The organism is Nocardiopsis sp. KDC1DS13DA1, assembly GCF_055632325.1.
Window position 1 is genome coordinate 306,646 of sequence record NZ_JBVMUY010000014.1, and the last position, 15,587, is coordinate 322,232.

Here is a 15,587-nt window from a genome sequence, read left to right on the forward strand (position 1 = left end):
CCGGACTCTCATCAAGTGAATTTATGACTATTCCTTGACCTGGTCAATTTCCGAGAATAGTCTCTTGCGTGTTGAGGGGATCTCCCTCAGTGACCTCGGAAGGAGTGGACGTGGACGAACGCACCTACGAACCCCCGATGGTGATCGAGCTCGGCGACGCCCGTGAGCTGACGCTCGGCAACGGCGCGCACGACACCGCCGACATGAACACCGCCCGCTACAACTGACCGATCCGCAGGTGCCGCCTCGGCCCCCGGGGCGGCACCACAGTGCAGGAAGGGGAGGGGTATCGCGTTGCGGAGATACTTCGTCGGGTCGTGTCCGGCCGCGCCGCCGTCCCAGCGGACGCGGAAGTGTGTCCGAGGCACCCGTGAACCGCGGCTGCACGGGATCTGGGACGCGGACCGAGTGAGACGGGTCCGCGTGGGGGACCGCGCGGCCACTCTGCTGGGTGAGTGCTTCACGTCCACGGACGATGTTCGTAGGGCTCTGATTGGTGACGGGTCGATCAGCGCCGTCGCCGACCGGTTGGCGAGTCTGCCCGGTTCCTACTGTGTGATCGTCGACCTCGGCGAGGAGCACGCTGTTGCGACGGACCTGGCCGGTCTCCACCGGGTGTGGTTTCAGCAGTCCTCTGAGCGGGTTGAATACGCGTCCAGTCCGCTGGCTCTGACCGGTGTCACGAGCTCCCGTCTGGACCCGGAGTCGCTCGCGTCCCGTCTGTTCTGCCGTGACTTCCACGCAGGACTCCCCGGTGGCTCGCTGTTCTCCGGAGCAGAAGAGGTCCCGCCCGATCGCGTCCTGGTCATGCGGCACGGTTCCGCCGCACTGGTGCCGCGTTCCGCCACCCCGCCACGGAGCACGATCGAGGACGGAGGGCGACTACTCCGCGAGGCCCTGGATATCGGCGTCCGCGCGCGGGTCGTCTCCGCTGAGTCGGTGACCTCGGACTTCTCGGGCGGTATGGACTCCTCGTCCCTGGCGCTGCTGGCCGAGCGCCACCGCGACGACCCGATCCCTGCCCTCACCTACGCCGACCCCTTCGCGGCCAACGACGACGACACGGGGTACGCCGCGCGGCTGGCCACTCGTGAGCGGGGGACGGCGCAGGTCGTCATCGAGGGCAGCGCGGACACACTGCCGTTCACCGACATGGAGTCGGTGCCGTTCACGGACCACCCCAGCCTGGACACGGTGATCTTCGCGCGCGACCGCGCCCGTCTGGAGCCCGCGTCCGGGGCGTCGGTCCACCTGGCCGGAGACGGGGGAGACGTGGTGCTCGGCGCGCCGCTGACCTATCTGGCGTCCCTGGCGAGGTTGGGCGGTCTGCGACGCTTCGTCCACGAGACGCGGGGGTGGGCGAGACTTCGGCACCGACCTGTGCACCGGGTCATGCGCGCGGCCTGGTCAACCCGCCGGACGACCTACGCCGACACACTCAGGGAGATGGCGGGGAACCTGGCGGCGGATCCCACGCATCGCGGCGCCGGGCCGATGCCGCGGATCGAGCGGAACATCGTGTGGTCCCGGTTGGGCGGTGCAGCCCACTGGGGCACCCGGGAGGCTCGCATGGCGGTGGCGGATCGGCTTCTCCAGGCCTCCCAGGGAGGGCACTCCTCGGATGGGGCCGATGGGCATGCTCTACGTGAGATTCGGGCTCACACGGCGGACACCCGCCTGTTCGTGTCCATCGCCGAGCAGCTCGGCGTGATCGTCGCGCTGCCGTTCTTCGACAACCAGGTCCTGTTGGCCTGTCTGGCCGTGCCCGCCGACGAACGTGCTTCGGTCATGCACGTCAAGCCCCTCCTCCGGGCCGCTCTGTCGGATGTGCTTCCGAAGGAGCTGCATGAGCGCAGGACCAAGGGCGACTACGGCGCCTGCGAGTACCAGGGGGTACGCCGCAACGGCGCCGCACTCCGCGCACTGCTCGACGAATCCCGCCTTGGTGCCCTGGGCATCCTCCGACCGAAGCTCGTCCGGGCGGAACTGGAGCGGGCTGTCGGCGGTGAGTATGCCTCGATGGGTGCGCTGGTTGAGGTGTTCGCGGCCGAGGTCTGGCTGCGCAAGCTTGAGCGGGGCAGGGCCGGTGCGCCGTCGGACGAAGCCCCGCTCTCGTTGGAGGAAGCCCGATGACGAGACTCACTCCGGCTCCGGGCGTTCGGTTCGCGGGCGATGACGATGGCGGGATGATCCTGGACCTGTCCAAGGGGAGGTTCCTCGGCCTCAACCCGACCGCCGCCGTCATGTGGCGGTGCATCGCGAAGGGTACGGCGCCGGAGGACGTCGCCCGGGAGTTGTCCGACGAACTGGGGGTGCCCAGTGAACCACTGCTGTCGGATGTCCGTGACCTTGTGGCCGTGCTGTGCCGACATGGGGTGCTCGTCGCTGAGGAGGCCATCCCGTGAGTTCACACATGGCCCTTCCGCCGCTTCCGTCTGCCCGCCTCCGACCACTTCACCGCTGTGCCGGGATGCTCGGTTTCGCCCTGGCGGTGGTGTTGCTGCGGTTCCCGCTCAGGCACAGCGTGGCGTTCGTCGGAACACTCAAGCGCTGGGTGACCCGGCCAGCGACCATGGAGGAGGCCGAGGCCGCTGTGGTCGCGTCCCGTGCCTGCGCACGCTGGTTCCCGGGCAGAGCGGCCTGCCTGGAGAACTCCCTGGCCGCCACGATCACCGCGCTGCTGACGCGCCGCCGTGTCGACTGGTGCATCGGAGCCCGGCTCATGCCGTACGCGGCGCACGCCTGGATCGAGGTCGCCGGGACACCTGCCGGTGAGCCCCGGGCCTCGGACCGCCCCTACCTCCTGCTGCAACGGACCTGACGTCATCTCCGAAAGGACACCAATGGGATACGGCCTCAGTGTCGAATCGGCTCTCGCTGCCGTCGACGAGGACTACTACACCCTGCACCCCGACGGGCGGCTGGTCACCCAGAGCACGGTCGCCGACCTCATCGCCAGGATGCTCGACCAGTTGGACGTGCAACCGGGGATGCGCGCCCTGGAGATCGGTACCGGATCGGGCTTCTCCGGCGCTCTGCTGTCGGAACTGGTCGGGCCCACGGGTTCGGTGGTGTCGATGGACGTCATGGCCGACCTCGGTGAGCGGGCACGCGAGCTGCACAAGGCCCAGGGGCGGACCAACGTCGAACTGGTCACGTGCGATGGCGCGGGTGGAGCACCGGGTGGTGGCCCGTTCGACCGGATCGTGGCCTGGGCGACGCCTGAGGTCGTTCCAGAGGCGTGGGTCGACCAGGCTGTTCCGGGCGCGGTGATCGTCACCCCGGTGGAGGTCACGCCTCGGGTGAAGTCCAGCGCGGTCCTGCGCGCCCGTGTCGACGCCGACGGCCGTTTGCACGGTGAGGAGCTGACGCAGGGGCGCTATGTGGAGATGCACGACGAGGTGTTGGACCAGTGGTTGGTGCCGCCGCGCGGGGTCGACGCTCTGATTCGCGTTGATGGCGGGCGGGCGTGGTGGATCTCGGCCGCTTGGGCGAAGGAGGACACGGAGGCGGCGATTGACGCTCTTCGGGCGCTCTCGGTATCGGATCCCGTCCGTCACCGCGTTCTGGCTGAGGGGGAGTCCGCGGGGGACTTCACGGCCTACCTGTACGCGACTCGGGCGGATGAGTTCGGCGTGGTGGGCATGGGTGACGCCGGGTCGGGTTTCGGCTTCGCGGACGCGACGGGTATCGCGATCCTCGCGCCGGGACCCGGTGGGGAGGCCGTCCACGTCGGGGCGACGGGAGCTGTGGACAGGGTTCGCATGTGGGTGGACGCCTGGAGGGAGGCGGAGTGCCCGGGGCACGAGAGCCTGCGTCCGGTGCTGAGGCGCGTGGAGGGCGGTTGGCGGGTCCGGGCGGAACTCGTGGAAGGGTGATGGTCGCGTCCGGCGGGGGGGAGTGCCCCCGGCCGGGTGTTCGTGTGCCTGGGGACCGGGCCGATCCGATGGCTGTGGATGATCCGCTGTCGCTCGTGGGCGCTTCTTCGGTGACCAGAGGAAGGAAGCGGTGACCCATGGGACTCAGGCGGTGGCTCGGACTCCGGTCCGGCGGGAGCGAGGGGTCCTACATCCCCACGCCAGAGGAGCAGCGCGAGGTGGAGGAGCGGCGCGCGGCGGTGGAGCAGCGGGTACTGGCCGAGATGCAGCGCCAGTGCGACAGGGTCCACGCCGAGTTCCAGGAGCTGGTCTCCCGGCTTCCCGTCGACAAACGGCCCGAGACGCCCGCCGAACCGCCGTGCGGTTCACCGGTGTCGCCGGAGGGCCGGGCGTTCACTGATCGGATGCGTGTGCTGCTGAAGAGGTCCTGAGACCCCCACGTTTCCCCTGGTCGCGGCCCGGGTACGCGAGGCGCACCGGCTCCGATCGGGGAGGGGCGATGGCCGTCGGGATTCGCGCCGGGCGCCGCACCGTGGAGGTGGGCAGGCCGGGCAAGGAACTCTTCGGGTCGGGCGGTCCCACCAAGGAGGACCTGGCCCGGTACCACGCGCTGATCGCTCCGCTGATGCTGCCGCTGGTGCGCGGCCGTCCGGTCGCGCTGGAACGGTTCCCGGACGGGATCGACGGGGAGGGGTTCTTCGTCAAGCACCCCGCCACCCCGGACTGGGTGCGCACGGTGGAGGTCGACTCCGGAACGATGATGGTGTGCGACGACGCCGCCGCACTGGTGTGGTGCGCCGACCAGGGGGCGATCACCCTGCACACGTGGTCGTCGCGGGAGCCGGACCTGGGGAAACCGGACCGGATGGTGCTGGACCTCGACCCGCCGGGGGGCGGCGAGTCGGCCTTCGACGCGTGCCGGTCGGCCGCGTGGGACGCGCGCGGGGTGATGGAGGACCTGGGACTGGCCGCGTACGTCATGACGACGGGCTCTCGGGGCCTGCACGTCCACTCACCGCTGCGCCCCGAAGTCGGCGACCAGGAGGTCCGCGAGTTGGCGCGGGCGGTCGCGGACCGGGTGGTGGGGCTGCGGCCGAAGGAGCTGACGACCAAGGTGCGCAAGGACGCCCGTGGGGGCCGGTTGTTCGTCGACTACCTGCGCAACGGCCGCGACCAGCTCGCGGTCGCCCCCTACGCGGTGCGGGCCAGGCCGGGAGCGCCGGTCGCGACGCCGGTCACCTGGGAGGAGCTGGACGGGCTGGTCTCGGCGCGGGACTTCACCCTCGACCTGCGGCGTGAGGAGTGTCCGTTCACGGGCATGTGGCGGCACGCGCGGTCCCCGAGGAAGGCGCTGCGCGAACTGGGGTGATGGCATACCACCGAGGGCAGCCTGTGGCCCGGCCAGGGAAGCGCCCCGGCCAGGCGTTCGTGAGTCAGCGGTTGGGAGTGCCCTCGGGCCACACACAGGGGGAGGAGGAGCTGATGGAGAGACTGCCCTGGACGCTCGACTGGACGGACATCCTGAAGGAGTCCTCCTCGTGCTCGACGAAGACCGCTAGATCGTCCGGGCGTCCGTCGTCCGTTACCTGGTAGCCGTTGGCGGTCCAGTACTCGTACAGCAGGTCGACGTTGGCTTCGTTGTCCTCAACTGGGAGTTCGCGCAGCCAGTAGGTTCGGCCAACAGAGGCGATACCGCTGGCACCTCCGTCCACGGTGTCGAAGCAGGGGTTGGAGAGGTCGCCTCCCAGGGACGACAGCACCACGGTCTCGGGGAGCACTGCCACGGCGCCAGCGATGTGCTCCTCGGCGCGTTCATAGGCCTCGTCCTGGGTCATGGTCTCTTCCAGCGGAATCCTGCCCCCGCAGGCAGGCAGCGTCAGTACCAGGACTACGGCGCAGACCACGCGTTTGAGACGGATCATGTTCCTGGCTCCTCATTCTGTCCCACGATGACTTCGCCCATGTAGTTCAATGATTTGCTGGGCTGGTCGAAGTACTCGGAGTGGGCGTCATTAAGAGGCCACTGGCCGCCATCGGTCCCTTTGTTGGACTTGAACTCCGTCGCTCCAAATTCGGGGCTGGTCGGGTCGGCGCCGTGAGTGAGCTCCGTGAGGTTGGAAATGTTGTCGTTCTGCGCTGTCGAGACGTGGACGTTCTCAGGCGCGAATCCCAGTTCGGACACGTGGTCGGCGTTCGCGCCGGGGCTGCCCACCAGGACGATCTCGTCGGCGTTGAGCCCACTGGCGCTCTGCGCGGTGTGCCCCACCACGGTGGAGCCGTAACTGTGTCCGATGACGGTGTTGTGTGACGGCGACGCGTTCTCGTGTGTGGCCCGTAGCCCGGCCTGGAAGCTGCTCAGTTCGTCTACCGCACCTTCGGCTCGTCCGGGGCCACCCGCCTCGGCGGAGTTGGGCGCGTCGTATCCGATCCAACTGATCACGGCGTGATCGGAGTCTTCGTCTGCCTGGTGGGCTGATAGTTGGAGGTTGTCTGCCCGATCCATCTGCGTTTCGATACTCTGCCACGTGTTGTTGGTCCCCGGGACGACCGTGCCGACGTTGTCGGCCGTGTCGGGGTTGCCGTTGGACACGATCGCACGGCCGCGGTTCTCGGTGTCGAGGGCGAGCAGATACCTCTCGGTGCTTTCTCCTGTCTCTTCGTCGAGGATGAACTCTTCGTTGAGGTTCTCGCGCAGCGTGAGCAGTGTGTCGAGCTCCTCCTCGAGTTCGGTCAGGTCGTTCCGGGCGCTGTAGGCACCTATTCCTCCGCTGGAGTCATCCAGTGAATCCATGGTGTCGTCGAGGTCCTCCTCCCCCTCCGCGATCTCTTCCTCCAGTCGAGCGATCTCGTCCTCGAGGAGGTCCCGGTTGAGCTCGTCGCGTACGACTGTGGGGATTCCGTCGAGATCGCGGAGGAGCTCGGGATGGTCCTCCATCGCCTGCTGCTGTTCCTCCTCGCTCAGGGACTCCCACCAAGTGTTCACGGACTCGGGGTGGTCCTCCGGGCTCGGTAGTCCCTCGGGGAGCATGCCGGGATAGCTGTCGCCGAAGTAGGAGACTCGGGTGCCGGACAGTAGTCCTGACTCGACCATGCGTTCCAGCGCATTCGCCGAGGGGCCGTTCCTGAGCGAATCGCTGGCTTCCTGGGCCTGGTCCATCAGAGTGTCCCAGTAGCCCCGGTGCTCCTCGAGGAGCAGGTCCCTGAGGAGGTCGAGGGATTCGTCGGCCTGCCGTTCGGCTACGGCGCTGTCGAACCGCTGCTGGACGCTGGTGCGTTTACTGCGATAGTCCTCGATGTCCTGGGCCCACTGCTTCAGTGTGCCGGTCCCGTAGGTCAGGGCCTGAGTTGTGTTCTCCCAGAGCATGAGTTCGTCCGCGGCGGCCGTGCTGATATCCCATGCGATCATGTCGGTGAACTCGCCTGCGGCGTTGCGGAACCGGGCGTCGGTTTCCTCGGTCTGTCCCGTGATGAACAGGCGGAGGTCGTTCAGAGCGTCCGCGCCGGTTCTGATGGCTTCGGGGTCGGCGTCGATGTCACCGGGCAGTCCGAGTACGGGGTCGGAATTCGTGGTCATCGGGGATGCGCTTATCTGATTCGGGGGTCAGAAGTTGACGGGGATGTCGAGGAGGTCGAGACCCTCTTGGAACTCGTCCGCGCTCTCGTGGTCGGCGGCCTCGATCGCCAGATCCGCGCCTTGGACGTTCTGGGCGAGGTTCACGGAGTTCTGCGCGAGTTGGCTGATGTTGACGTACATCCTGTTGTCGAATCCGTACAGGCCGGAGACGACATAGGAGGAGACCGCCGGTTTGAGGTCGTCGATGATCTCCTCGAGCATCGGTGCACCGGAGACGGAACGGATGGCGAGTTCCTCGGCCTGTTCGGCCTCGTTCATCGCTGCGATGGGGTTCACGCCGGTGGACACAGGGGCTCCTGTCGGTACGGGGGAGGGAAGCGAACGGAACGTTACCGTACGTGCCGATCGCATTTCAGGGCGAAACGGTCTTTTCGGGTGTCCGGAAGCGGTCACCGCTGGGACGGGAGGCGGCCACGCCTCACTGCCTGCGCAGCACCAGCAAGCAGATTCCACGTGACGACCTCGCGGAGGAACGGCACGTGGATGATCGTCTTCGTCCAGGTGGGCAGGTAGCGCGCCCGGATGTCGACCACGTCCGCTCGCCGCTGCGGCCGGAGGCCGACGACCAGGAGGTCCGCGTTGGCGCGGGCGATCGCGGACCGGGTGGCCGAGCGGCGGCCGGACGAGCTGACGACGAAGGTGGGCAAGGACGCCCGCGAGGGCCGGTTCTTCGTCGGGAGGAGCTGGACGGGCTGGTCTCGGCGCGGGGCTTCACCCTCGACCTGCGGCGTGAGGAGTGTCCGTTCGCCGGAATGTGGCGGCACGCGCGTTCGCCGGGGAAGGCGCTGCGCGAACTGGGGTGACGGTGCGGGCGCGCCCACGGGGACTCCTGGCAACCGGATCCCCCTGTGCGGAGTCCAAGGGTGTGCACGGGCCGTTCCCCCTCCCGTGCTGGAACGGAGCCCCCACCGTGCGTGACACCTTCCGTCGGATCGCCGCCCTTGCCTGTCTGCTGACCCTCGCCGTGCCCACGGTCGCTCTCGGAGCCTTCCCGCCCCCGGCGCACGCCAGTGGCCAGATCGCCGAGGCCGCCGAGGCGCTGGCGGACGGACCGGGGGTGTGGGCCGCTGACGGCTTCGGGGCCACGCTGACCCCGGAGACGATCGCCCTGGTGGAGGAGGCCTACGCCCGGTCCGAGGTGCCGATCCGGTTGGCGCTGGTCACGGAGGACATCGAGGGTCAGTGGGAGGGCCACCTGACCGCCGGGGCGTTCGCCGCCGCGGTGGGGGAACCGGGCGTCTACCTGGTGCACGGTGAGACCGGTGCGGCTCTGTCCGAACCCGAGGTCGAGCAGTCCTGGGCGGTGATCGGCGACGCGACCACCCCCGAGGCGATCGAGGACCTCTTCTACCTTCACTCCTACGCGGGGGTGCTGACCGGGGTTCCCGACCTGGTCGACGGTGAGGTGAGCTCCGGACTCCGCGCGCTCGCCGACGGTGGTGGCGTGTACGTGGACCCGGTGGTGTCGGCGGTCTTTCCCCAGATCAGCGCCGAGGCGATCGAAACGGCGCTGGAGGGCGCGGGCGACGTCCGCTTCGGTGTGGTCTCCGGTGTGGCCGCCCCGGGAGAGGCGAAGGACCGCGGGGAGTGGTTCGGCGCCATCGAGCGGAGTCTGGCCCTCGACATGCTGGAGGGCGCGCCCGGAGACGCCACGGCGGTCCTGCTCAGCTGGGACGGCGAGGCTTTTCGACCCCTTGCCGCCTCGGGCCCCGACGCCATGGCGGCCGAGGAGGTCGAGGAGCTCCTCGTGTGCTGCGCCGCACCGGACAGCGTGGTACCCGCCGCCCTGACCCTGGGCGCCGTACGGGGACCGGATGTGCTGGAGCAGGCCCGCGCCGCCCTCGCCGAGGACACGCTCTACGTCCATCCGACGGTCGCTGGCGGACTCACCCGGGACGAGCTGCGCCGGGCCGCGGCGGACGTGACCGCCTACCAGGACGACCTGCGGGTCGCGATCCTGCCGGGCGCGGCCGTGCAGCGGGCGATGGGCGGGGACGTCTCCCTGTTCACGGACGAGGTCGCCGCGGTACTGGCCGAGGCCACGGACGGTGATGTCGTCGTGTACTCGGTCGACCCCGCGGGTGCGCTTCCCCCGATGGTGTCGGAGACGGATCCGTTCACCGCCCCCGAGCATTTCCTGGAGGACGGCGACGAAGCCAGGGAGATCCTCGCCTCCTTCGCGGACGAGGGCGGATCCTTCGACGCCGACCGGGAACCGAGGCTGCTGGGACTCCCCGTGTGGGCGGGGTTCGTCCTGATATTCGTGGTCGGGAGTGTGCTCTCCTGCTGCTGGCCGTTGATCCCGATCGGTCTGTACAAGTTGTCCAAGACGAGGAAGAAGCGAGCCGCCGGGGGCCGTGACCGCCCGCGTGGGAACCGGCGGGGCCGACCGGGGGCGGGGGTCAGGTCGGTCGTGCGATCCGCGGTCGGCGCGGCGGCCATGAAGGCGTTGACGCTCCTGGCCGCGGCGGACCGGGCACCGGCGGCCGAGCGGCAGCGGCGGCGCGCGATGGACGGGGAACAGGTCGTCCACGAGGAGGAGCGGTCCGTCCACGAGGAGGAGCGGGCCGCCGACGAGGAGGAGCGGGCCGCCCGCGACGCCGAGCGGGCTGAGCGGATGCGGGCGCGGACCGACGAGATCATCACCGAGCTGGGGGAGGTGCTGGCGTCCGCGCCCAGACCCGAACCGGAGAGGCTGGCCGAGTTCGCGCGGTTGATGGACACCTACACCGAGCTCAAGGGCGCCAGCCGCGGTGCCAGGACACAGGAGGAGGCCAAACGGGTCCGCCGCCGTGCGCAGCGCACCCTGAAGCGGGCGCGGACCCACGCGCAGGACCCGGGGGAGTAGCCCCGCCTCACCTCTTGCGCAGCACCAGCAGCAGGTTCCACGTGACGATCTCGCGCAGGAGGGGCACGTGGACGACCGGCTTGGTCCAGGCGGGCAGGTAGCGCGGCCGGATGTCGACCACGTCCGCGTCGGTGCGCCCCCGCGTCCAGTCGAGCATCTCCCCGGCGTGGGCGGCGTACATCGTGCGTCCGAAGTCGTTCTTGGGCCGCCGCCCGTTCCGGCGGGCGAACCGCTCGGCCGCGTAGGAGCCGCCCAGGTAGTGCCAGGGGGACGTCTCGTGGCCGCCCCACGGGGACAGCCACAGCGTGTACGACAGGTACACGAGCCCGCCCGGCCGGGTGACCCGCACCATCTCGTCGGCCATCCGGGTCCGGTCGGGGACGTGCTCCAGGACGTTGGAGGAGAAGCACACGTCGACCGACCCGTCGCGCAGCGGCAGGTCGAGCGCGCTGCCCTGTACGCCGTGGACGTCGGCGTCGCGCCCGTGCAGCCGCATCTCGTGCGCGTCGGCGTCCACGCACAGGCACCGCGCCCCGGCGGCGCGCAGTTCGTCGGCGAAGTAGCCGGGTCCGCCGCCGACGTCGACCACCACCCGTCCGTCCAGCGGAGTGTACGAGCGCAGCTGGGCGACGGTGTCGCGGGCCAGCAGCCCGTAGAAGAACGCGGGGTCGGTCTGCTCCTTGCGGAACGCGGAGAACAGGGTGACGGACCGGCCGAGCGTCGCGCGGAAGGGGACCGTGCCGTCGGGGCGGGTCATCCGGAGGCCTTTCCGTCCATGGTGATGAAGTGGCGCAGGTGCCGCCAGTGGTCACCGCCCCAGTACTCGTCGGACGCGACGATCCGCCCTCCCGGCACCTGGGCGGCCACCCGGTCGGTGCTCAGGGTGTGCATGCGCATCGGCGCCGGATACCGCAGGACCACCCGCTGGGCCAGGCGGATGAGCGGGAACGGCGCGTACCGGAACACCAGCCCCTTGAACGTGCGGCGCTCGGACTCGGGGACGCCGATCACCATCGCCCCGCCTGGCCGCACCACCCGGGCGAACTCGCGCAGGTAGCCGTCGGCCAGGTCGGGCGGCAGGTGCTGGAGGACCAGGTCGGTGTAGACGAGGTCGAAGGAGTCGTCGTCGAGGGCGGACAGGTCCGGGCGCTCGTTGAGCTCGAAGGAGATCCGCCCCCCGGAGCGGTCCAGCCGACGCGCCTCGGCCAGCATCGGCGCGGAGATGTCCACGCCCACGACGCGGTCGAAGTGCGCGGCCAGCGCGTTGGACAGCCGTCCCGCGCCGCAGCCGAAGTCCAGCACACGGCCGGTGTCGGGGTGGATGCCCAGCTCACGCAGGCGGGCGACGGCCGGGTCGATCTCGGCCGCGCCCGAGGCGAGGAACTCGTCGTCGTCCCACCCTCCGTCGCGCTTGGCCGGATCGACGCACACCGCCCACAGCGGCTCGGCGGAACCCAGCCGGGTCCAGTCACGGCGGACCTGTTCGAGCCCCACCGACATCACCCCCACAGTGCTCTGCTCCCGAACGACCACGCCTTGACTGGATCATGTTCCTGCCGCGATGAGGCAGGTCTTCCAGGTGTGTCCGACTGTTCGAGAGGAAAAGTGGAACGTGTTGTATTCTGGCACCCATTGTGCGGGTTGGCCAACCTAGGCCGGGAGGGTACCCATGCCGCCAGTTTCCCCCACCTCCGGCGCAGGGGACGCCGCGCAGGCGTCGACCCAGGACGGGGCACCCAGCGTACGCCGCGGGGACGAGCCGCCCCGGAGCCGGGCCTCGCCGACCGCGGCGCTGTCGGGAGCGGGCGGGTTAGTCCGCTCCCTGGCGCGCGACCGGCTGGTCCTGGCCGCGGCGGCGGTCATCGCGGTCTCGGTGGCCCTGCGGATCCACGTGCTCGACGCGTCCTACTTCGTCGAGGACGACTTCCTGTTCTTCGCCGCCGCCGACACCACCGACCTCACCCCCGAGTACCTCTTCGGCCTGCACAAGGGCCACTTCATGCCGGGGGCCCTGTTCCTGGTCTACCTCCAGACCGCCTTCTGGCCCTTCGACTGGTGGGTCAGCGCGGGCCTCATGCTCGTCCTCCAGACGCTCTCCGTCGCGGTGTTCCTCCGCATGCTGTGGGAGCTGTTCGGGCGCCGCTGGGCCCTGTTGGTCCCCCTGACCGTGATCGCGCTGGCTCCGCTGACCGTCCCCGTCCTCGGCTGGTGGGCCGCGTCGCTCAACGCCGTCCCGCTCCAGCTGGCGACGGCGTGCGCCCTGCTGTGGACCGTCCGCCACGTGCGCACCGGAGACCAGCGCGCGGGCTGGTTCGCGGCGGGTTCCGTGGTGTTCGGGATGCTGTTCTCCGTCAAGGCGATGTTCCTGCCGCCCCTGCTCCTGGCCGTGTCCGTCGCCTTCCTGTACCCCGGGGGCCTGGCCGACGCGACCCGGCGCGCCTGGGCCGCCCGCCGTCCCTTCCTGGGCGCCATGGCAGCGCTGTTCGCCGGGTACACGCTCCTGTACCTGGCCCGGATGCGTGCGGGCGACGCCGGGGAGGGAGCGGGCGTCCCCGAGGGAGAACCCGCGCTCGCCATGCTGCGCGGCCTGCTCACCGAGGTCTTCCCGGTCGGCGCTGTGGGCGGCCCCCTGGAGTGGGGTCCCATCACCCCGGCCGGCGGGCTCATCGATCCGGACGGGTGGGTCGTGCTGGGTGCCTGGACGGTCCTGGCGGGGATCGTCCTGGCCAGCGTGTGGTGGCGCCGCCGCTCCTGGCGTGCGTGGGCTCTGCTGCTCGGTTACCTGCTGTGCGCCGACATCATCCCGACGATCATCGCGCGCGGCCGTTTCCAGGACGTCGCCGCCGCCGACCCCAGGTACGTCGCGGACGCCGCGCTCGTGTTCGCGCTGTGCCTGGCCCTGGCCTTCCTGCCCACCCGTGAGGAGCGCGACCACGCCTCCTCCGCCCCGGAGGGGGCGGACGCGCCGCCGCACCCCTACCGGGTGCGGCCCGGGGGGTCGGCGCGGGTGGCGGCGGCCCTGGCCACGGTCGTGTACGCGGCCTCGGCCGCGTACTCCGCGCACGCCTACGCCGGAACGCTCAACGGCGACCGGTTGCAGTGGTACCTGGACACGGTCCGCAACTCGGTGGAGTCCGTACCGGAGGAGGGCGGCCTGTACTCGCGGCCCGTCCCCGCCGACGTCGTCCTGGAGTGGAACGGCTCCCGGCGGCTGAGTTCGTGGGTGCTGGCGCCGCTGGCCCCGCCGGAGGTCGCCGAGCGCATGCGCTCCCCCGAGCAGTCCGACACCGCCTACGTGTTCAACGACGCCGGGTACCTGGTCAACGCCCGGCCGGGCGAGAGCGGGTACGTGTTCGGCCCGGGCGGCTCCGACGAGTGCATCGAGACCTGGGGCGGCGGCCTGTCGTGGCCGGTGCGCGTCTACGGCGGCGTCCAGCAGGTGGTCACCATCGGCTACACCGCCGAGGAGGACACCGAGGCGGAGCTCCTGTTGGGGGACGCCTGGCTCGAACTGGACCTGCCCGCGGCCGAGGCGGGCGCCAACTGGTACGTGCCCGTGGACGCCCCCGGGGAGCGCCTGACCCTGCACACCGACCCCGAGGAACTGTGCGTGACCTGGGTGTCGGTGGGCGAGATGGCGCCGTCCGTCGAGGGCAACCCCTGGGAGGCCCAGGACTAGCCTCCGTTTCTCGGCGGGGTCACCTGAGGGGGTTCGCCGTTCGGGCGTCGGCGGGATCGCACGCGAGGAGGCGAGCCGCGAACGGGGAACGGGCGTCAGGCGCGGCCGGGGAGGAGGCATTCCCGCCTCGGGGCACCCGTGCACGGGCCGCAGCGCAGGCCCGAAGAGAACACGGTGCCCCTACCGCGCGAACCCCGGCGCGTGCCTGCGCGACCACCGGCGGCTGGGCTCCTCCACCCACCGGAACGTGGCCCAGGCCAGGAGGACGGTCACCAGGGTCACCGGGAGCGCGTCCAGCCAGAACGAGCCGGTGAAGATCTCCTGCCCGGTGAAGTCCCGCCACAGGTACAGGACCATGAACTGCCACAGGAACACCCCGTAGGAGATCCGGCCGAGGAACTGGCACACCCGGTGCCGCAGCAGCGCGTCCATCCAGCGGCCCCCGGTCCAGGCACGGGGGTCGCGCAGCCGGGGCGGGGCACCCGCGGGCCGGGGCGCGAGCGCGGCGGGGGCCAGGACGAAGAAGGCGAACCCGATCCCCGTCGCGGAGTTCAGCCCCGAACTCCAGATGTCGCCCGCGCCGATGAACCGGCCGCCGGCCGCCGGGGTGGCGTTCAGGACGTAGAAGGCCCCCGCCAGCAGCCAGGACAGTCCGGGAGAGGCGGCGACGGTCCGGCAGAACCGCCGTACGGGACCGTCCCGGCCGGGCTCGCGCCAGGCCCACTCCGACAGCACCGCGAGCGCCATACCCGCGGCGAACAGCCCCAGCGACCGCGGCAGCCACGCGTGCATGTACTCGCGCGCCTGCGGATAGAACTGCGGGACCAGGGCGCCGAAGGCGAGCGCGGTCATCAGCGCCAGTCCGACCATGAGCCGCCGCCCCCGTACGTCGACCGTGCGGCCGCGCCGGGCCCACAGGGACAGGGCGAGCGCGATCAGCGGCAGCAGCAGGTAGAAGCTGACCTCGACGGACAGGCTCCACATCTGCCCGAGCCCGTAGGGGCCGGTGCCGAGCCACGGCGGGTCGGTGTCGAAGGGGAAGGTCAGCGTCAGGACCTCGCCCCAGTACAGCGGGGAGCCCAGTTCCTCCCGTGAGTAGACCAGCAGCGCGGCCACGGCCACCACCCAGTAGGCGGGGAAGACGCGGACCGCGCGCCGCCACAGGTAGGGGCGGGTGCGCGGCCCGCGCTCCCCGTCGAGCACCGCGCGGGCCCAGGGCCGGTACAGCAGCACTCCGGAGAGCGCGAAGAAGAGGGGGACGGCCAGGTCCATGGAGGCCAGGAGCCCGCCCAGCACCCCGGGGGCGAGGGCGTCCCCGGTCTCGGTGGCGACGTGGAAGAGCAGCACCATCACGGCGGCCACGGCGCGGATGCCGTCGAGGGTCTCGTGGCGGCCGTCGACCTGGGGCAGCACGAGCGCGGGGTCGGGGGTCCGGGTGGAGGTCGGGGCGCCCCCGGTGGGGGACCCTGTGGGGTCCTCGGGCGCGGTCGGCGTGGGCGCCATGGGGCCTTCCAGAGCGGGAGTCCGTTGAAACGCGATGCACTAGAA

15 protein-coding genes and 1 pseudogene are annotated in these 15,587 nt (G+C 70.5%); 10 read left to right on the forward strand and 6 right to left on the reverse strand.

Translation table 11 applies throughout. The features are described from left to right. The first annotated feature begins 110 nt into the window (after positions 1-110). The 7 genes from ACTVAJ_RS09715 to ligD (ACTVAJ_RS09745) all read left to right on the forward strand — a co-directional run bounded on the left by ACTVAJ_RS09715 (position 111) and on the right by ligD (ACTVAJ_RS09745) (position 5,247). On the forward strand, positions 111-227 hold the full coding sequence (locus ACTVAJ_RS09715) for a lasso RiPP family leader peptide-containing protein (protein ID WP_470387745.1): 117 nt from the start codon (positions 111-113) through the stop codon (positions 225-227). A gap of 67 nt (positions 228-294) precedes the next feature. Next, positions 295-2,133, forward strand: coding sequence for an albusnodin/ikarugamycin family macrolactam cyclase (locus ACTVAJ_RS09720; protein ID WP_470387746.1), 1,839 nt, complete (start codon positions 295-297; stop codon positions 2,131-2,133). Next, entirely contained in the window at positions 2,130-2,405 is a 276-nt protein-coding gene (locus tag ACTVAJ_RS09725) for a PqqD family protein (protein WP_470387747.1), read from the forward strand. Before ACTVAJ_RS09720 ends, ACTVAJ_RS09725 begins: the two co-directional genes overlap by 4 nt. A gap of 65 nt (positions 2,406-2,470) precedes the next feature. Beyond that, complete coding sequence (locus ACTVAJ_RS09730; protein ID WP_470387748.1) at positions 2,471-2,821, forward strand: lasso peptide biosynthesis B2 protein; 351 nt, start codon at positions 2,471-2,473, stop codon at positions 2,819-2,821. Between the two features lie 22 nt (positions 2,822-2,843). Beyond that, entirely contained in the window at positions 2,844-3,878 is a 1,035-nt protein-coding gene (locus ACTVAJ_RS09735; protein WP_470387749.1) for a protein-L-isoaspartate O-methyltransferase family protein, read from the forward strand. A gap of 137 nt (positions 3,879-4,015) precedes the next feature. Further along, positions 4,016-4,309: a hypothetical protein gene (locus ACTVAJ_RS09740; protein WP_470387750.1), complete on the forward strand. Its 294-nt coding sequence runs from the start codon at positions 4,016-4,018 to the stop codon at positions 4,307-4,309. Between the two features lie 68 nt (positions 4,310-4,377). Next, positions 4,378-5,247, forward strand: a complete 870-nt coding sequence (gene ligD / locus ACTVAJ_RS09745) for a non-homologous end-joining DNA ligase (RefSeq protein WP_470387751.1) — start codon at positions 4,378-4,380, stop codon at positions 5,245-5,247. A gap of 64 nt (positions 5,248-5,311) precedes the next feature. Here ligD (ACTVAJ_RS09745) and ACTVAJ_RS09750 read toward each other — a convergent pair whose 3' ends face one another. The 3 genes from ACTVAJ_RS09750 to ACTVAJ_RS09760 are packed head-to-tail and all read right to left on the reverse strand — an operon-like array spanning position 5,312 to position 7,800. Next, positions 5,312-5,800, reverse strand: coding sequence for a hypothetical protein (locus ACTVAJ_RS09750; protein ID WP_470387752.1), 489 nt, complete (start codon positions 5,798-5,800; stop codon positions 5,312-5,314). Then, positions 5,797-7,452 (reverse strand): alpha/beta hydrolase, encoded by a 1,656-nt coding sequence (locus ACTVAJ_RS09755; RefSeq protein WP_470387753.1) that lies wholly within the window; start codon positions 7,450-7,452, stop codon positions 5,797-5,799. The genes ACTVAJ_RS09750 and ACTVAJ_RS09755 overlap by 4 nt, the downstream gene beginning before the upstream one ends. A gap of 27 nt (positions 7,453-7,479) precedes the next feature. Continuing rightward, complete coding sequence (locus ACTVAJ_RS09760; protein WP_470387754.1) at positions 7,480-7,800, reverse strand: hypothetical protein; 321 nt, start codon at positions 7,798-7,800, stop codon at positions 7,480-7,482. Positions 7,801-8,042: 242 nt separating this feature from the next. Here ACTVAJ_RS09760 and ligD (ACTVAJ_RS09765) point away from each other — a divergent pair. Continuing rightward, positions 8,043-8,315, forward strand: a pseudogene (gene ligD / locus ACTVAJ_RS09765) (non-homologous end-joining DNA ligase LigD); the annotation flags it as partial. Positions 8,316-8,422: 107 nt separating this feature from the next. After that, complete coding sequence (locus ACTVAJ_RS09770; protein WP_470387755.1) at positions 8,423-10,360, forward strand: hypothetical protein; 1,938 nt, start codon at positions 8,423-8,425, stop codon at positions 10,358-10,360. 7 nt (positions 10,361-10,367) lie between these two features. Here ACTVAJ_RS09770 and ACTVAJ_RS09775 read toward each other — a convergent pair whose 3' ends face one another. Both ACTVAJ_RS09775 and ACTVAJ_RS09780 read right to left on the reverse strand, forming a co-directional pair. Then, positions 10,368-11,117, reverse strand: a complete 750-nt coding sequence (locus tag ACTVAJ_RS09775; RefSeq protein WP_470387756.1) for a class I SAM-dependent methyltransferase — start codon at positions 11,115-11,117, stop codon at positions 10,368-10,370. After that, positions 11,114-11,893 (reverse strand): class I SAM-dependent methyltransferase, encoded by a 780-nt coding sequence (locus ACTVAJ_RS09780; RefSeq protein WP_470387757.1) that lies wholly within the window; start codon positions 11,891-11,893, stop codon positions 11,114-11,116. Before ACTVAJ_RS09780 ends, ACTVAJ_RS09775 begins: the two co-directional genes overlap by 4 nt. Before the next feature lie 136 nt (positions 11,894-12,029). On the opposite strand from ACTVAJ_RS09780, the gene ACTVAJ_RS09785 reads away from it, so the two are divergent. Then, positions 12,030-14,039, forward strand: a complete 2,010-nt coding sequence (locus ACTVAJ_RS09785) for a hypothetical protein (RefSeq protein ID WP_470387758.1) — start codon at positions 12,030-12,032, stop codon at positions 14,037-14,039. A gap of 180 nt (positions 14,040-14,219) precedes the next feature. Here ACTVAJ_RS09785 and ACTVAJ_RS09790 read toward each other — a convergent pair whose 3' ends face one another. Beyond that, positions 14,220-15,542: an acyltransferase family protein gene (locus ACTVAJ_RS09790; protein ID WP_470387759.1), complete on the reverse strand. Its 1,323-nt coding sequence runs from the start codon at positions 15,540-15,542 to the stop codon at positions 14,220-14,222. Between the last annotated feature and the right edge of the window lie 45 nt (positions 15,543-15,587).

Excerpts from the sequence above, each read along its gene's own strand:
- ACTVAJ_RS09740 (WP_470387750.1), top strand. The coding sequence starts at position 4,016 with ATGGGACTCAGGCGGTGGCTCGGACTCCGGTCCGGCGGGAGCGAGGGG.
- ACTVAJ_RS09755 (WP_470387753.1), bottom strand. The coding sequence starts at position 7,452 with ATGACCACGAATTCCGACCCCGTACTCGGACTGCCCGGTGACATCGAC.
- ACTVAJ_RS09790 (WP_470387759.1), bottom strand. The coding sequence starts at position 15,542 with ATGGCGCCCACGCCGACCGCGCCCGAGGACCCCACAGGGTCCCCCACC.
- ACTVAJ_RS09735 (WP_470387749.1), top strand. The coding sequence starts at position 2,844 with ATGGGATACGGCCTCAGTGTCGAATCGGCTCTCGCTGCCGTCGACGAG.
- ACTVAJ_RS09730 (WP_470387748.1), top strand. The coding sequence starts at position 2,471 with ATGCTCGGTTTCGCCCTGGCGGTGGTGTTGCTGCGGTTCCCGCTCAGG.
- ACTVAJ_RS09750 (WP_470387752.1), bottom strand. The coding sequence starts at position 5,800 with ATGATCCGTCTCAAACGCGTGGTCTGCGCCGTAGTCCTGGTACTGACG.
- ligD (WP_470387751.1), top strand. The coding sequence starts at position 4,378 with ATGGCCGTCGGGATTCGCGCCGGGCGCCGCACCGTGGAGGTGGGCAGG.
- ACTVAJ_RS09785 (WP_470387758.1), top strand. The coding sequence starts at position 12,030 with ATGCCGCCAGTTTCCCCCACCTCCGGCGCAGGGGACGCCGCGCAGGCG.
- ACTVAJ_RS09725 (WP_470387747.1), top strand. The coding sequence starts at position 2,130 with ATGACGAGACTCACTCCGGCTCCGGGCGTTCGGTTCGCGGGCGATGAC.
- ACTVAJ_RS09775 (WP_470387756.1), bottom strand. The coding sequence starts at position 11,117 with ATGACCCGCCCCGACGGCACGGTCCCCTTCCGCGCGACGCTCGGCCGG.